13 protein-coding genes and 1 pseudogene are annotated in these 15,407 nt (G+C 54.4%); 8 read left to right on the top strand and 6 right to left on the bottom strand.

Annotated elements, in window-relative coordinates:
* Window positions 1–8: 8 nt before the first annotated feature.
* From Q1A63_RS12370 to Q1A63_RS12360, 4 genes are all read left to right on the top strand, one after another.
* On the top strand, window positions 9–665 hold the full coding sequence (locus Q1A63_RS12370) for a hypothetical protein (RefSeq protein ID WP_299631766.1): 657 nt from the start codon (window positions 9–11) through the stop codon (window positions 663–665).
* A gap of 204 nt (window positions 666–869) precedes the next feature.
* Window positions 870–2,159 (top strand): thymidylate synthase, encoded by a 1,290-nt coding sequence (locus Q1A63_RS12365; protein ID WP_299631764.1) that lies wholly within the window; start codon window positions 870–872, stop codon window positions 2,157–2,159.
* Between the two features lie 98 nt (window positions 2,160–2,257).
* Window positions 2,258–3,130, top strand: coding sequence for an ImmA/IrrE family metallo-endopeptidase (locus Q1A63_RS25660; RefSeq protein WP_366524360.1), 873 nt, complete (start codon window positions 2,258–2,260; stop codon window positions 3,128–3,130).
* Complete coding sequence (locus Q1A63_RS12360) at window positions 3,127–3,588, top strand: nucleoside 2-deoxyribosyltransferase (protein ID WP_299631762.1); 462 nt, start codon at window positions 3,127–3,129, stop codon at window positions 3,586–3,588. The genes Q1A63_RS25660 and Q1A63_RS12360 overlap by 4 nt, the downstream gene beginning before the upstream one ends.
* Here the strand turns inward: Q1A63_RS12360 and Q1A63_RS12355 are convergent.
* The 3 genes and pseudogenes from Q1A63_RS12355 to Q1A63_RS12345 all read right to left on the bottom strand — a co-directional run bounded on the left by Q1A63_RS12355 (window position 3,547) and on the right by Q1A63_RS12345 (window position 6,487).
* The gene (locus Q1A63_RS12355) at window positions 3,547–4,101 is read right to left on the bottom strand and encodes an AAA family ATPase (protein WP_299631760.1); all 555 of its coding nucleotides are present in this window, start codon (window positions 4,099–4,101) and stop codon (window positions 3,547–3,549) included. The two genes, Q1A63_RS12360 and Q1A63_RS12355, sit on opposite strands and share 42 nt — an antisense overlap.
* A gap of 326 nt (window positions 4,102–4,427) precedes the next feature.
* Window positions 4,428–5,717 (bottom strand): ATP-binding protein, encoded by a 1,290-nt coding sequence (locus tag Q1A63_RS12350; RefSeq protein ID WP_299631758.1) that lies wholly within the window; start codon window positions 5,715–5,717, stop codon window positions 4,428–4,430.
* Between the two features lie 92 nt (window positions 5,718–5,809).
* A pseudogene (locus Q1A63_RS12345) lies at window positions 5,810–6,487 on the bottom strand (SMC-Scp complex subunit ScpB).
* 484 nt (window positions 6,488–6,971) lie between these two features.
* Here Q1A63_RS12345 and Q1A63_RS12340 point away from each other — a divergent pair.
* The 3 genes from Q1A63_RS12340 to Q1A63_RS12330 all read left to right on the top strand — a co-directional run bounded on the left by Q1A63_RS12340 (window position 6,972) and on the right by Q1A63_RS12330 (window position 9,352).
* Window positions 6,972–7,865, top strand: a complete 894-nt coding sequence (locus tag Q1A63_RS12340; RefSeq protein WP_298972314.1) for a hypothetical protein — start codon at window positions 6,972–6,974, stop codon at window positions 7,863–7,865.
* The gene (locus Q1A63_RS12335; protein ID WP_298972620.1) at window positions 7,801–8,106 is read left to right on the top strand and encodes a tyrosine-type recombinase/integrase; all 306 of its coding nucleotides are present in this window, start codon (window positions 7,801–7,803) and stop codon (window positions 8,104–8,106) included. The genes Q1A63_RS12340 and Q1A63_RS12335 overlap by 65 nt, the downstream gene beginning before the upstream one ends.
* Window positions 8,107–8,329: 223 nt before the next feature.
* Window positions 8,330–9,352, top strand: a complete 1,023-nt coding sequence (locus tag Q1A63_RS12330; protein ID WP_298972311.1) for a hypothetical protein — start codon at window positions 8,330–8,332, stop codon at window positions 9,350–9,352.
* A 552-nt stretch (window positions 9,353–9,904) separates the two neighbouring features.
* Here the strand turns inward: Q1A63_RS12330 and Q1A63_RS12325 are convergent.
* The 3 genes from Q1A63_RS12325 to Q1A63_RS12315 all read right to left on the bottom strand — a co-directional run bounded on the left by Q1A63_RS12325 (window position 9,905) and on the right by Q1A63_RS12315 (window position 14,771).
* Entirely contained in the window at window positions 9,905–11,095 is a 1,191-nt protein-coding gene (locus tag Q1A63_RS12325) for a DUF4185 domain-containing protein (RefSeq protein ID WP_298972308.1), read from the bottom strand.
* Window positions 11,096–11,300: 205 nt separating this feature from the next.
* Window positions 11,301–12,848 (bottom strand): DUF2723 domain-containing protein, encoded by a 1,548-nt coding sequence (locus Q1A63_RS12320; RefSeq protein WP_298972305.1) that lies wholly within the window; start codon window positions 12,846–12,848, stop codon window positions 11,301–11,303.
* 75 nt (window positions 12,849–12,923) lie between these two features.
* Window positions 12,924–14,771, bottom strand: a complete 1,848-nt coding sequence (locus Q1A63_RS12315; protein WP_298972302.1) for an AsmA family protein — start codon at window positions 14,769–14,771, stop codon at window positions 12,924–12,926.
* 180 nt (window positions 14,772–14,951) lie between these two features.
* Between Q1A63_RS12315 and Q1A63_RS12310 the strand changes: the two genes are divergently transcribed.
* On the top strand, window positions 14,952–15,407 hold the full coding sequence (locus Q1A63_RS12310) for a hypothetical protein (RefSeq protein ID WP_298972300.1): 456 nt from the start codon (window positions 14,952–14,954) through the stop codon (window positions 15,405–15,407).

Genomic DNA, 15,407 nt, shown 5'->3' with positions numbered 1-15,407 from the left:
AAGAAGGTATGACAGAGGAGCCTAGCGACAAGGAGTACATCGTCTTCCCCGAGGAGGCGATTAAGTACCTACCACCTGAATGGCAGCAGCATTTTCAGAAGATAGTCGACGATGGCAAAGCCGTCCTTGAAGATGCTGATGCAAACCTCAAAAACCTGAATCGCCTCGTTCATGCATTTCCAACGATGGCAAGCTTACGCTACATTCACCATCGTCTTTCACCGACGAAATTCGAACCGACGAAGGATTGGGCACTTGAGAATGACATGCTGACGATGGCGTTTGTCACGACTTACGTTCGGCTAATCGAGGGAGGTATGGGCAGCGGTGTATCGCGCAAATCCATTCCAAGTGATCTCAGGGCGATTCATGACGACATCATACGCCTCCGAAACAAGCGGTACGCTCACAACGGCGGTCACGAGTCGATTTCAGGGAGCCTGCAAATCGAATTTGAGAACGGGCGATTTGATATCGGTGTGACCTTCACAATGGGATTCCACGTCGGAGGTGCCAACGAGTGGAAGTCGCTTGTTGAATTCTTGGATAACCTGATGATCGAAAGACTTAACGTTCAACTCAGAAAGCTGGAGGAGCGAACTGGATTCAAGTGGAGCTTTCCAAGCGGACCGCCACCAAGCTGGGTTGCTGATAGTCAGCAATAAGGGCCCTTATGTGCGCGATTGCCTTGAGCAGAAGGTAAGTTACTTACTTAACGAGCGCTCCGATCTAGGCTGGCAAGGCTTGGCCACACACCGCATTTGGTATACATTTAGTTGTTATGAATGCCTACACAGCCTACCTGTTGTAGAATTGGGCCCCCAGCGGTCCAAGAAATTTCGAGCGACTGCGATATTTGGAGTGAAAAAGTGGAAGACTATTTTGTAGTTGAGGGTGGCAGCCACAACGATGCGGATACCATGTTCCGTAAGGTGATGTCGGATATCCTTTCTTCACCTGTTGCGAAGGGGGTGAATACTGGCAGCGCAAGGATTCAGCAGGATACAAACGAAGGTCTTGGGTATTCGATTGTTCTTTCGAACCCTCTTGATCGCATCATCAGTAATGATGCTTACAAACTCGACCTTCCAGTTGCAGTCGCACGCTTTGTTTGGATGATCTCAGGCAACAACCGGCTTGCCGATATTAAATTCTACCAAAAACAAGTTGAGAACTTCTCTGACGATGGGATTATCGTTCCCGGCTCTTCGTACGGTGCACGCATTAGGCAGGCGTTCCCGGGAATCGACCAACTTCAAGGCGTCATCGATAAGCTGAAAGCAGACTCCAACTCTCGGCGAGCAGCAATTTCGATCTATCAGCCCACGGACGCAACACGTGAGTCGAAGGATGTTCCGTGTGCTTTCGGGATGTTTTTTCACATCCGAGACGGGGCGTTGCACACACAGGTCGTAATGCGATCAAACAACGCGACTGTGCTGCTCCCATTCAATATCTTTGAGTTTTCGATGCTTGGGGAAGTGATCGCTTCTGAGTGCGGTGTAGTTTTAGGTCCTTTCAAACATTACGCCGCATCGATGCATGTCTACGAGAGTGCGCGAGAATGGTCGCAAAAGATCGCTGACGATGCCGGGGCAAAGCTTTCTAGCCAAATGCAGCACATGCCTGCATCACCACTCGACGAAATCCGTAAGCTCGTTCAATTCGAAGCTGAAATGAGGCATAGATCAGAGGCGATTTCTGATGCCACGATTGCGGATTGGATTAAGCAGATTCAGGACGAGTTTTCTGTCTACTGGCAGCAGTTTGCGTACTTGCTTCTTGTCACCCCGGCCAGACGAAAGTGTTCAGACGATGGACTGGAAGAGCTTCGCTCGGCAATGGACTCAGAACTTGCAAATATTGTCGACTGGCGCTCTCAAGCAGACGAGGGCACAGATGAAGAAGCTTTTAGTGCCGCGTCACTTTTGAGTGTCGAAAACGAGAATATTGTGCTTTTTCACCAAACGCGAACGAGCAAATCTCTGCAAGAACACATCTTGAAACGCGAGCAAACAACAGGAGATCGGCTACCAACCAAAGTGGTTTTTGGCCTGCAAGAGCACTTCACTGAAAAGCTAGCGGCCCAACGCGACGACGTTGACATCTCCTCGGCGGAATTCGAGAAAGCCGTCTCAGATACGACCGAACAGAGCTAGTCCTTGGTGACGTGACAACAATCGACCCATCCGCAGCAATCGCAGCAATAAACCAAGTCTTGGCGTCCAAGTCTGGCAGCTCGGACGCAAAGAGCGGCATGCGCAGATTGTGCAATTCAGCACTCAAAGAAACTGGCCAAGCGAGCCCCCCATTCAAAATAAGCCCACTCTTACGACTGGCAGGGGTCGAATGGTCCTATGAAGATCAAACCCAGGATGACAGAGATGCTGCCATCGTCTTCGCAGAAGGCGGCCTAAAACTAGCCATTGCGCGAGAGAAGTTTCAAAGCGGTGGCGTGTCTAAGAGGTGGCGGTTTTCTGTTGCTCATGAGTTCGCTCACGTCGTACTCATACGCGCTGTTGGGGCCCGCGTTGTCGACTTGGCCAACAGCAGCAAAGAAGCCTACGAGTATGTTGAGCGACTCTGTGACTACGGCGCTTCGCAGATACTGGTACCCCGGACTAGCCTTAGGCAGACCTTGCGACAAAGAAAATTGTCCCAGCGAACAGTAGACGAACTCTCCGACCTCTATGACGTTTCTCTTTCCGTGCTCATGTGGAGCCTAACCGATCTACTGCCAGAAGGCGGCATGATGTTTCTACGAGAGTATCGCCGCAGTGCTCAGGAAAGCAACGAACTACGCGTCTGGTCAGTCTATTCTCGATACAGCCCCACACTTGAAGAGCCTTGGTTACCAAGGGGCTGTACCATGAAGCATATTAGGGTTGGGCAGCGACCGCTGGGGTTTGAGCATTTGGATGCGCGCGGGCCTCTGCCGATAGAGCTAGTCCTTGGGAAACGAGTTCGTAAGCTCGAGGCTTCTGTGGTACCGTGGCAGTCTAGGTGGTGGACTTCATCTTTTTTTGATGATGAACGATCAGACTACATAAAGGCGAGCGAGAATGGCCTTTTGCTTGCATGCGCTGCAACCGGCAAGCTTGATCTTGACATGTTCGGGGGAAAAAAATGAAATACTATGTCTCCGGTGCATTGCAGGGCTCTGACAATCTCAAAGAAGCCCGGGCGGTGTACGAACGCGCAGGAAAGGCGATCCAAACGGCGGGAGCGATGGCATACGTTCCGCACACAAATACAGACCCTGAAACGAACGTTTCGCTCGACAGTCATTCGGTTTTCAGAACAGACCTTGACGAGATAAAGAAAGCCGACGCCCTCGTGGTATTTTTGAACGAACCTTCCCTAGGTGTGGGCGCTGAGATCGCGATAGCTCTGAGCATGGGCAAACAGCTTCTGCCGGTGGTCTTTTCGGGCAAGCCCTATTCTCGCTTCGTTGGCGGCATGCTCGAGGCTCATGGCGTTTCCGTTCAACAATACAAAACAGTTTCCGAGCTAGAAGACATCATTGCGAAACACGTTTCTGATCATCTAGCTGGCGATGAGTCGCAAAACCTGTGCAACGCGGTCTGAAACGGAACCAGTGATAACGACAGGATTCACACCGAATTTCAGATAGAACTCATCAATTTTCTGATCGATTGATGCCTGAAAACTGAGGTCAGCCTCCCGCGTACCGTCATCCTGCACTTTAAACTCAATCGGGACTTTCAGAATGTAATCGTAGGTGGCAAGCCATCTTTGAACGGCATCCGAAATCACTTTGAACTCCGATGTACCGCTAAATTCTGGAAATAGCACATCGGTGTAAGCCAAGTGATCTACCATCGTTCGGTCCGAAATGAGTATGTCTTTATCAGACCCGACGAGATGATCTTCCATAACCTGATACAAAAAAATCAGCGCTTGCCGCAGTTCGGTGTTGTTACCCCGTCTGAAGTACTCGCGATCCCCAACTACTTCGCCGATCACGCGAGGGACTTCTCGGCAAATCTCTACATTCCGAGAATCCTTGAGTTCCTCGTATAGAGCATTAACCAACGTTGTCTTGCCCGTACCGTGCGCCCCTGAAAGTGCTAGCTTCAAATTTGCCTCCTCAAATGACTAAACCTAACCTTAGTAGAAAAACGCGAGCGAAGCACACTTGTTTTTTAAGGATTGGGTCGCATCTCAATCACTGGATAGTTCAGAATACTGTAAGATCTCCGGGTCACTGATTTTGCTCTCTGGCACCTAGTCGTGGTGCTTTTTTTGAACCACGAAGGTTTCCACTCCTTAGCCCCTAAAACGCACCAAATTTTTCTCGGAGTTTCTCAACACGGGAACATTGAATGTCCGTTGTTAATAGTTTCTCGAGTTGCTGACGGCGACGCAGCGAATGTCCGGAATCCGCCCTCCGCCGGCGGGAATGCTTAGCTCAAGGCCACTGGTGTCCACAACGCGCTCAGCGGGAGAGCAAAGTTGCCGTCTCCAAAGGTGAGCTTCTCCTTCCCCAGATAGAACAGAAGGCCGGTGAAGTCGCGCCCCTTTCCTGGCCCGGCGTTTGCAAACCACCTCAGGTGTTTGAAATCATCGGCCGAAACGGTGGCCGCTGTCTTGACCTCAACACCGACAAGCCGGTGCCCTCCGTCGATCAAAATGTCGATCTCTCGCCGATCCGCGCTGCGCCAGTGATAGAGCCGATAATCCTCGTCTTGCATGGGCAAGGCGCGTTGCAACTCGCCAACCACGAAGCTCTCCAATAGGCCGCCCAATGCTTCTGGGGTGTTGCCTATCTCGAACGATCTCTCGTTCAATCGACGCAGGGCCGTGGCAATGCCGGTGTCGACAAAGTGAAATTTCGGCTGCTTGATATCACGCTTTCCCTCCCCCGGCATCCAAGCGCTCAACTTGCTCACCATCGAAAGCCGCATGAGAATATCGAGATATTGATCGACAGTCTCACGTTTGAGTTTCGCCAGCTTCGCCAGTTCGGACGTGTTGATCTCCTGCGCCGTGCGCGCAGCCATCTGATCGATCAAAAAGCGCAGCGCGTCAGGCTTACGAATGGGCATGATGTCGGCCACGTCTCGATCAACCACGGCATCGACGTAGTCGCGATACTGGCGCTGTCTCGGCCGCAAGGGAAGTGCGCGCGTTTCGGGAAAGCCACCCGCAAGTATGAGATCGATATAGTCCTTGCGACCCAATGACGCCGGGTCTGTGATTTGCGCCAGCGATGGTGCATCCTGCATCGCCCAGTCGATCAACCGGCTCACGGGCAACCGATTGGTCTCGGCCACTGACAAAGGCCAGAGCTTGAGGGTTCGCATTCTGCCGGCCAGTGAGTCCGCAACCTCCGCTGTTGTAAAGACGTTGGATGACCCGGTCAGAACAAATTGGCCTTTCCGGCGATTGCGATCCACGATCTTCTTAATGGCGAGCGCAAGCCTTGATGACCTTTGTGCCTCATCGATGATGATCGGCGCGGCGCCCTGCTCTTCCGCAAGGCTTGTCAGCTGACCTTCGGGGTCTGCGTCCATGGCCGCCAAAACCGCCGCATCATCCAGTGTTACGAAACGGCCCTCTTCAAACAGGTCACGAACGAGTGTCGTTTTTCCGACCTGCCTTGGTCCAACGAGGTTTACTATGCGCGCGGATTCAAGTGCATCGTGCAATTCCGACGTCAGGTGACGCGGCAGATATTCGTCTGTTTCAGTCATTTCACGAGATGCCTAGTAGAGGCTTCACGAAATGTCCACTACAAGCCACACCTTTTGCCCGATAAGCGTACCACCAAAACACCATCACGCAACTAGGACGCCCCCAACCCCGCATCCATCAACTGCTCCCGATCCGGCAAGTCCTGCAGCGTCTCCAGATCGAAGGCCACCAGGAACTGCTCCGTGGTCACGTAGGTTTAAGGCGCTCCACGCCGTGGCGACCGTGGTCCGGTGCCGATGAGACCTTGCGCATGCAGCCGCCCAATCAGGTCGCGGCTGATCTCCTTGCCAAAGATGTCCTTCAGGCCGTCTCGTGTGATCGGCTGGTGATAAGCAATCGCGGCGAGCACAGCGACATCGTATTCGCGCAAGTCGAGGTCCTGCTCGCCGACATCCGCCGCAGCCCGAATCGCGGCGGCATAGACCGGCCGCGTCCGGAACACCCAGCCGCCGGCCAATCGCGCGGCGCGTCGGGCCAGGTCGGCCGCCTCCCGCGTTGCCTCGCCTGCCGCTGCAGCGATCGCCCGATGGCAGGCCAGCCGCAGTTCTTCGTCCGTTTTCAGCAGATCACCGCGCGTGAGACCGAGTGCCAAGAGCGGGAAGACATGCGTCCAACCCAGCGCTTGCGTCAAAGCCGCGTCGGCCAGGATCAACGCAGCGGTGGGATCGCGGGGTTGATCCTCAATCACGGCTTGGAGCACAGCCGCGGCCTGTGGGGCCGGCGCCCCCTGCCCCGTGTCGAGCCACATAGCGATCTGGTTCGCTTCCAAGGTTGGCAATGCCCGCTACAGCCCTTTGATCGATACCCGCCGCTCCACCGCCCGCCGCCAGGAGAGATAGATCTTCCCCGCCGGTCCGGGGTTGTCGCTGACCCCTTGGACAAACTGAATGCCTGAAACCGGAATTTGCGCGCGATACAGTTTGGAACGGTTAGTCAAATATAATGCTGAGATGGCGAGGACGTCTAAACATTCGGGCTTTGTTCCTCACAATTCAAGCTGATGTCTAAACAAAATACCATTCAATTTCGTCGACATGCTTACTCTTGCAAATCCGTGTACGCGAGTTCGATTCTCGCACTCGCCTCCAATATTTTGTGGTTTTCCCCACAATTCAGCTAAACAGACACAAGATGTAGTCGCGCGCATTTTGTGCACAATTCGTACACACCGTTTGCGCTTGAACTGATCGCATTTAGCTTAAATTTTAGCTATTGTCCAAATGTTTACAAAGACTTGGCTATGACTGCGGTTTATGAGCTACGGCGTTCGCACAAAATTCGTCCACAAAAAGCTGAAACTCGACAAGCGGCGTGGCAGCGACAACTGGTACGTGCGCATGACGCTGGAGAACGGCAAAGGTGTCGTTCGCAGCACAAAAACCGAAGACTTGAGCTTGGCGACAGAGCGCGCGTGGGAGCTTTTTCACGACACACAGGCGCGCGTTCGGAACAATCTTCCGGCGCAAACTTGCAAATTCAAGCACGTGGCGGTGCATGCCATCCGGCGGATGCAGCATGAGCTGGACGAAGGCGGGGGCAAACAGGCGTACAAAGACTACAACTCGGCGCTGCGGCGCTGGCTGATCCCCTACTTCGGCGACACCGACGTGGCGAAGATAGACTTGGCGGCGCTCAAGGCGTTCGATGAGTGGCGGACGAAACGGAACAAGAAGCCCTTCTCACAGAGCGGCATCAACAACCACAACGCGGCTCTGAACCGGGTGCTGGACGAAGCCGAGTTGAACGGCTGGATTGTCAAAGCCATGCGCCCCACCCTGCTGAACAAAGGCACCAAGAGCGAAAGCCGGGGCAGCTTCACCGACGCCGAATACAAGAAAATCCACACGGCGCTGCGCACATGGCACAAAAAGACGCACAACCCCAAGACAGCAGTCACGCGAGAGGTGCTGCGCAACTACGTGCTGTTCCTCGCCAACACCGGCGTGCGCCATGGCACGGAAGCACTTGGGCTGCGCGCATGCGAGATTGCTGCCTTGCGCGTCGGCGACGTGTTTGAAGGCAACGGCAGCGTCAGAGACACCATCTACCTGGCAGCGGAGCAGACGAAGGGCGACGAAGGCGCTGACAGCATATGCGGCACAGTATCCGCGTCACGTCAGCCGCCCAGCAGCTTCCCTATTTTTTAGCGCCAAGGGCGGCGGCTTTAGCGCACAGACAATCGTCAACCTGTTCGCACGCTTCTACAAGCTTGCTGGCGTCAAGGGTGCTAGTTCACACAGCGGACGTCGCCAGTTCCTCACAGAGCTTGCTGACAAGGGCATCAATGCGCGGGTCATACAGGCTCTTGCTCGACACAAGCACCTGAACACGACGATGCGCTACATCGACTTGAACGAGAACCAGCTGCGGAACGCAATCGAATTATGACCTATATCACAACCCCATAGTGTTCGGACTGCTGCAATGGGAAGCAATCCAAGGCCGCATTCCAGACTTTTCTTGAACTCGAAGCACTATGATACGCAACTGGAAGGCTTGGCAAAGATAGGTGCACACGTTACCGTTCCGAAAGAGTAACCACTATCTCGGGAGACGTAGAGCGATGCCCCCTAACCATTTGGACCGTGCTGAAGGCATTACGTGAGGTTTTATGATATCAGAAGGCGAAGGTAATAGAAATCAGCTTGTTCATCCTCACGGCAAAGACGAACGCATGGCTCAAGTTTTAAAGATTTTCGACAGAATTGCAAAAGATGATTTTAAACCATTTGAATACGCGAAGTCTTATGTTTTCCCCTTCCAGGTTGACGAAGAATTCCTATCGAAGTTTAGCGTCGCCGCCAACAGCCTTTCGGAAAACCTAGACTTCGGTGATATTGACTTTGAGGCAACCACACGTTTTCAAGATCTGACTGTGTTGAAGCACAACAACTTCGAGACCTTTGTCAAAAATGCTGGCGATAAGAAAGAGCCAGAAAGCATTAAATTGAAATGGAGATCTTTCGGCATAAAACCGAACGGAGAAGTTAACGGTAGCAGGATCGAATTGAAGTGCGTAACAGAGAAAAAGCTAGAAATCGATGTACAGAGCCCCGAGAAAGTAAAAGTTGCAAGTATTAGGATTTCCGTAAGTGGCTCAGATGAGAACTGGGTGAAGTCTTCTTTTCATGAACTTGAACAGTACGTTCCTAATGCACAGATATCCGGCTTACTTAGACCACTCGCAGTTTTTCGTAATCAATGGTGGGTAATGTCTTTGTCGATTGCTGGTGCTATCTTTATTCAGACAGTAGCTGGCGACATATATAGCAACTTTTATTTTGAAGACCGATATTTGGAACGAGCTGAAACACTTGATGAGCTAATTCAAACCGATGGAGTATCCAATAAGCTCGACGCATTTTTTAGGTACCTTCTGGATCGGGAGCAGCCATTGTGGTACCAGGGTTATAGTAGAGTAACGATACGTCTAGCATCTCTTTGTATTGGACTATTCACACTTATTAAAGTTCTTCCCACCCTCGCGCCAACATCTTCTATTGGCATTGGCTTATCAAATCGAAGAGCAAAGTCACGGGAGAACATCTATCGGGTGATGGTAGTTTCAATTTTAATGCTAGGTATTTTGATACCAACGTTCCGTGATGCAATAACGTCGGTTTTTGCAAGATAGCCTGGCAGAAAGAGCCTAGAACGAATTCCTGAGGTTACTTACTCGTTGACTTTCAAGCATCGCAACCCTTTGAATGTTTTGCGTTTGCGAGACACTTTTTCCATTTAGACTGTACTCTATTCCGAATTTGACAGCCCCGACGCATTGAGTAAAATTTGGCTTAAACTTTTTTATTTTCGACTACTGGCGGACTGTTCTGTCCACAAAAATGTACACGGCAAAGTATTAAGTGCGTAAGCCACTGTAATGACTGACAGACTTTGACTGTCTACTTCTTGCAAATCCGTGTACACTGGTTCGATTTCGGTACTCGCCTCCATTTAATTTCAATTACTTAGCGCGCATCTGGGGTTGGGTAGAGATGGTTTCTACCCGCCTGCCTACCCATTCATGCTTCGTTCTGTTCTTGTTCCGGTTCCGGATTTCCTGGCCCTGCCCTCCCCTTGGCCCTCGCCCTACCCACAGCAGAGCTATCCGCCATAAAATGTGTGGTCTTTACCAAGTCAATGAAACAGTTCCCTTGCAATAGGAGGGGTCGCCCTAGTAAGAAAGTTACCGTTCAGTCTGGTTCAACCTGAAGTCCGGCTCAGCCGTCTCGACGGCTGCGAGGTCCAGGGCCTGAGTTTCTAGTTCAGCCTTCATCAAGAAGACGTTGTAGATAGGCTTCCAACGCGACATCGTGAAATAGACAGCGTCGTCGATGTCCAGGCCCGGGACGATGTAGGGCGCGTAGAGGCCAGGATAGTCATCGGCATGCGCAACGATCTGAGGGGCACTCCAGGGGCCGGTCATCGTTGGCGCAGTTCGCAGAATGACCGCTCTTTCAACGGGCTCCAGATACATCATCAGCCAAGACTGGTGCGCATCGCTCCACGCCACCGATAGCTCGCCCGCGGGGGCTGGAACCACTGCTTTGGCCGCGTGCACATTGGTCGACCAGGCCTGACCGTCCCAATAGCTGTATGCCGTGGGATCGAGCACGTCCTCAGGCGTCACGCGACCGAGCCGCACGCCACCGAAACGCCCTTGCGGGATGCCGAACACATAGATCATTCCCGCGTTTTCGACATAGGCCACCTGCTCAAAGCCCGTGCCCGCAGGCCAGATCGCTGTTTCGGACCGCGTCCAGTTCTGACCGTCGTCATCGGAATAGGCGAGGCCCGAGCGGCGTACATACCACTTGTCGTCAGCGCCCCACATGCGCACAGACATGTAGTGAAGGACCATCCGGTCTCCAAGCGAGATGCCATTTGTCGGGATGACGGTCCATTCAAAGCCCGGCACCTTCGCCGAACGGATGATTTCTTTTGCGGCGCCCGTCGCGCCTTCGACCATGGCGGCGATGGAAAAACCCTTCGCGGGGTCGGGATCCGCGATCCGAGCAATGGTATTGCTGCGCCAATCGCCACCATCCGGTCCGTAGGTGTCACCGAAAACCATGTACAGTTGGTCCTTGTGGGTGAACATATGGCCCAGGTCGGTACCGTGCACGTTCCAGCGCGTGTCGGTGGCATTCGCGGATTTTGATCCCGTCAGTTGATTTACGACCTCGGTATCCACGATGCGCAACCCGAGCGGGACAGATGTTTCCGACAGCTCCTCCGGCTGTTGAACCTCCGACAACGCCATGACATCGACACTATCCATATTCTCAATTTCGGCGATTGCCATCGGCAAGGGCGCGGTACAGGAGAAGAGGAAAACGGAGAGAAAAACGCCAGCCAGGGCAGAGGATACACGCAATGTAACGCACCTTCGTTAACAGGGACACTTGTGAATTCGGGACTTCTCGGGTGCTTTCCCAATCGGTACGACAGCCGTTAACCATGTTTGATGCGAACGCGCCGGCAAATCAAGCGGGTTTTTGCTCATATGACGCAGTGTAAGAAATCTTGATTGACGGCTAAAATATGCCTATGGGCGGCGCCTCGCCCAAATATCGGCGCGCTCAGTTGCCTGGTAATTTGGCCGACGTATCCGCCGGGTCGCAGACAAAACCGTAGGCGGGCCATGTTACAGGGCCCGGTTGCTCAATCGGAAGTGTCGAGCAAGACAGATGCGGATTGCGGTGTTCGATCCATCGCAACATCTGTTCTCCATCGGTCGGAATGACGATGCCCCCCACCGGCTCCAACGGATCGCGATCCGATATCGCATCTTCGGTGCGCCAGGTGACGCGGTAGATCGCAGGCGCAGGTATGTCCCCCAGCAACTCGTGATAGAGCGTGGCCATTCGAAGACCATAGGACATGGAAACGACAGGATTATCGACGGGTGACTGGGCCATCACCACGTCCAGTGTTTTCACCAGTTCCGCGTAGTCGGGTTCGCGGGCGCTCAGATAGCCTGCCATTTCACCCGTGCGCAGGACGCCAAAGGCCAGAAGCAGCGCGCCAAGCCAAGGTCGCAACCTCGGCCAGCCCGCGAGCCACCAGCCAATCGCTGCGATTGCACCGATGAGAAGCGGGCCGAGCACCGGCAGATGGAAGGCCTGAATGTCGTAGGCGCCATACCAGATCATGAACGGCAGGAAGGCCAATGCGGTGCCCAGAACAAGCGCGATGCCCATCCAGCCCGCATTGCGGCCACGCCAGCCAGCCACGAAAGCCAACAGGCCAAGCCCGATGAGGGGCAGCGAGATCATCGGATGGGCCTGGCTGAGCGTACCCATCAGGACCGAGGCGGTCTGCAAGGATTGCAAGCCCGAGCCGTAGAGATCGCCGAAGTAGGTCCCCGCGATGTAGTCGATCAGCTCCGATGTCGTCGGCGGCAGCGGCAGGTATTCAGAATATGCGGTCGATGGGGCCTGCGTGACCCAGGCCAGATAGAGATACTGGCTCGCCCCGGCCAAGAGCAACGCCAGAACCGCAAGCAGAACACGCGGGCGCAAGAGAATGCGGTGGTGGGTGGCCATCACCAGCAGGCCAATCGGCGCCAGCATGACCATCATGAGGTGATTACCGAAAGACAGCGCGTAGATCGCGCAGGCAATGATGAAATAGGAGGGCCGCTTTGTCTCGATGAAGAGGATCAGCGCAAACACGACCGAAAGGATGAAGGCAAGTGCAAGGGGATAGACCTCTGCCTCGGTCGATTGCACGGCCATCAGACCGGCACTGCCCAGCAGAAATGCGGCCGAAACGCCAAAGAGAGCACTACGGGTCAGCCGTCCAACGATCAGGAACGCCATCGCATTCGCCAGCGCGCCGGGCAGCGAAGCCAGGGCAATGGTCATGACGCGCCAGGGCTCAAACGGTAAATCCAGCGCCCGCACGACCGTCCCGATCATCAGGACAAACGGGTATCCCGGCCCATGGACGAGAATGGAGGTATGACCCAGGGTCTGGAACTTGGCGGAATCCCCCGCATTCAGCATTCCCCCGAGCCCGGGAAAGAGAAGGCTTGCATAGTAGGTCAGCCAGAAGAGAAAAATTGCGATGACCAACCAGGGGCTCTGGTAGGCGGGTCGATGGGAGGTCGGGGCGCTGGTGGACATCTCGTTCTCGCTTCACATGACCTGTTCGGCAATCACACCCTTGGGCAACTGCCATCCGGCATCGGAACACTGGACCTAATTTCGGATGGTGCTGCCTGGTCGTGTTAAGGGCGCGACGGTGCTGCGCGTCGCGATTTCAAACTGCGGCACGCCAGCAGCGAGCATAGGAGAAAAGACCGTCCCGCCGATCCCGAAGGGCAGATCGACGTTTCTGGCGACCTGCTCTGTTTCGGGCTCTGGTGTGGCGAACAGCTGGGCGTTGCCCATGACATACATCGCGCCGCTTTTCAGGCCGACTTCGCCCAGCATGTCGATCTCGAGCCGTTCGCCCACGATATTCAGCCGCGAAATCTGAACGGTTCCGGCCTCGATACCAACCTGACCCTCGATAAGGTCGAATTGGGTCCGGCCAGCGGCAGGAATGAGCGGGCCTTTTTCCTTGGTCATGAACTGACGGCCCTGCGCCAGTGTCTCAAGAGTTGCTGTCACATCGGCCCCCGTCAGGCTGCCGTTCACCATCGAGGCGGTTACCCAACCGGCAAGGCTTTCAAAGATCTCACCGGCCGTTTCACCCTGCCCCGCCAGTTTGAGTTCGGCGTTGAGCGCGCCCTCGGGCATTGGCAGCGTGCCAATCAACCGGGCCTGCATTCTGCGGGATATCGGTTGCATGATCTCGCTGACCGATGCATCGGAGAGGCTGGCCGACAGCGTGACCTCTGCCGCGGGGTTGATCGCGGTTCTTGCCTCAAGCCGACCAAGCGATTCGCTTTGCGCAGCCACATCGAGCGACAGGTTGTAGTCACGCGTATGGAGCGAAATGGCTACGGCGTCGAATGCGGCACCGCCGACCGCGATATCCCGACCTTCCAGATCAAGATCGATTTCCAATCCGTTGAGCCAGCTTGTGGTGATCGGTGTCGCTGACCAGTTGCCCGAACTTATCTTGTGCACCGCCTCGGAAAGCACTGTGTCGGCCGAAACTTGAAGCATCTGCACTTGCGGAAAAATCGGTGTGTCTGCGGTGGTGCGCAGGTCTAGATCGCCCTGCAATGCGATGCCACCTTTCGAGAAAGTTGCATTCGAAACCCTGATCGCTCCGGGCATTACAGCAAAGTGCCCATCAATCAGCAAGGGTCCTGATCCGAATAGGTTCAGGTAATCAAGGACACGCCGCAGTTCGGTGAAAACGCGGCTTTCGGATGCGGCGCCCGATGGATCAGCTTCAACGGATGCCGCCATTGTGTCAAAGCCGAAAGACAATGTGCCCTTGCTCCCGCCTTCTGAAAAAAGGGTTTGCGGATCGTCCAACTGCAGTTCCACGAAGGTTCGGCGCGCCCCTGTGACGAAATCACCTTTCACAGAGATCCCCGCCGACGCCGTCAGGGGACGAATGGAAAGGTTCAGATCGGAGATGACGGCGTCACCGGCGAATTCAAGGGTGCCCTCCGTGATGCCGATGGTCACTGGTGTGTTCCGGCCCTCCGTGTTGGTCTTGTCTGTTCCAGGCATTCCCGGCCCCAGGAAAACCGGCGCGTCAATGTGATCCATTGAGATGTGAGGCCCGTGCAGGTGTAGGCTCGCGATTTCCTCGCGCCCCAGTAACAGCGGCGCTATCCTGAGCCCCGCCTCGATCCGCGACGCATTCAGAAAGTCTTTAGGTCCGCCACCATCGACGCTTGCAAAAATCGGGTCCGTCACCACAACACGAAAATCCGGGCGTATCGACACCCTGGCATCACCACGCAATTTCAAATCCTCGCCGACCATACGCCCGATCTCGTGATTGATGCCGCTGCGTGCGACATTTTCGAAGTCCAGCTTTATCATCAGGAGCACCGCACCAGCGCAGATCGACAGCACGGCAAGTGCTGCGATGCCCCAGCGCCTTAAGCTAACGGGCCTTTGCCGATTTCGTATTTTCATCACATTCCTCCCAGCCGTTAGCGGTGCCACGGTGCTTGATGTATTTGGATCACGTCTGCAGATGGGTGCGCAGCCAGCGCTGGAGCATGTCCTGACGCGCAATCGATTTGGCGAGCTAAACCGCGTCGCCACCCTGAGAAATGAATCCCGAGATACACTGAAGTTTAGATAGGGTTTGGGATGCCCCACAGGCAATCCGTTCTGCCGGGTGAGTGTCGTTGGGGCCCGTTTTCCGGCCTTCTGCCGCCGATCGCCCTCTCAATTGGGCACATCCCTGCCGATGCGAAACCTGCTCGTGGAACCGGTTTGCAACCTTTTTGGTTTTACGAGGATGGTTTTGCAACCGTGTCATCAACCGCGTGTCGTGGCAACGCCGCGCAAGGCTTTTGGATGGGTTGGGCGGTCAGGAACACCGCAGATGTGGAACCGGAACTTAAGTGTGCGACCGGCGCGTCGGTCGCCGAGATTACGTCATGCAACAGGAACTATCAGAAAGATGCATGTATTTTCGATCCAGCAAAAGTCGATAGGATGCCCAGCTTTGAGCAACAACAGCCGCAGGGCAGGCATGGATTTTGTCGGTATTCTGAAAACTGCATCGGAGCTGGTTTTCAAGAAGCTGAAAGTTTGAGGTGA

It is taken from the genome of uncultured Roseobacter sp. (assembly GCF_947499265.1).
Taxonomy (GTDB): Bacteria; Pseudomonadota; Alphaproteobacteria; order Rhodobacterales; family Rhodobacteraceae; genus Roseobacter.
This window is presented reverse-complemented; position numbering and strand designations above follow the sequence as displayed.

Excerpts from the sequence above, each read along its gene's own strand:
- Q1A63_RS12370 (WP_299631766.1), top strand. The coding sequence starts at position 9 with ATGACAGAGGAGCCTAGCGACAAGGAGTACATCGTCTTCCCCGAGGAG.
- Q1A63_RS25660 (WP_366524360.1), top strand. The coding sequence starts at position 2,258 with ATGCGCAGATTGTGCAATTCAGCACTCAAAGAAACTGGCCAAGCGAGC.
- Q1A63_RS12360 (WP_299631762.1), top strand. The coding sequence starts at position 3,127 with ATGAAATACTATGTCTCCGGTGCATTGCAGGGCTCTGACAATCTCAAA.
- Q1A63_RS12350 (WP_299631758.1), bottom strand. The coding sequence starts at position 5,717 with ATGACTGAAACAGACGAATATCTGCCGCGTCACCTGACGTCGGAATTG.
- Q1A63_RS12340 (WP_298972314.1), top strand. The coding sequence starts at position 6,972 with ATGAGCTACGGCGTTCGCACAAAATTCGTCCACAAAAAGCTGAAACTC.
- Q1A63_RS12330 (WP_298972311.1), top strand. The coding sequence starts at position 8,330 with ATGATATCAGAAGGCGAAGGTAATAGAAATCAGCTTGTTCATCCTCAC.
- Q1A63_RS12320 (WP_298972305.1), bottom strand. The coding sequence starts at position 12,848 with ATGTCCACCAGCGCCCCGACCTCCCATCGACCCGCCTACCAGAGCCCC.
- Q1A63_RS12315 (WP_298972302.1), bottom strand. The coding sequence starts at position 14,771 with ATGAAAATACGAAATCGGCAAAGGCCCGTTAGCTTAAGGCGCTGGGGC.
- Q1A63_RS12310 (WP_298972300.1), top strand. The coding sequence starts at position 14,952 with ATGCCCCACAGGCAATCCGTTCTGCCGGGTGAGTGTCGTTGGGGCCCG.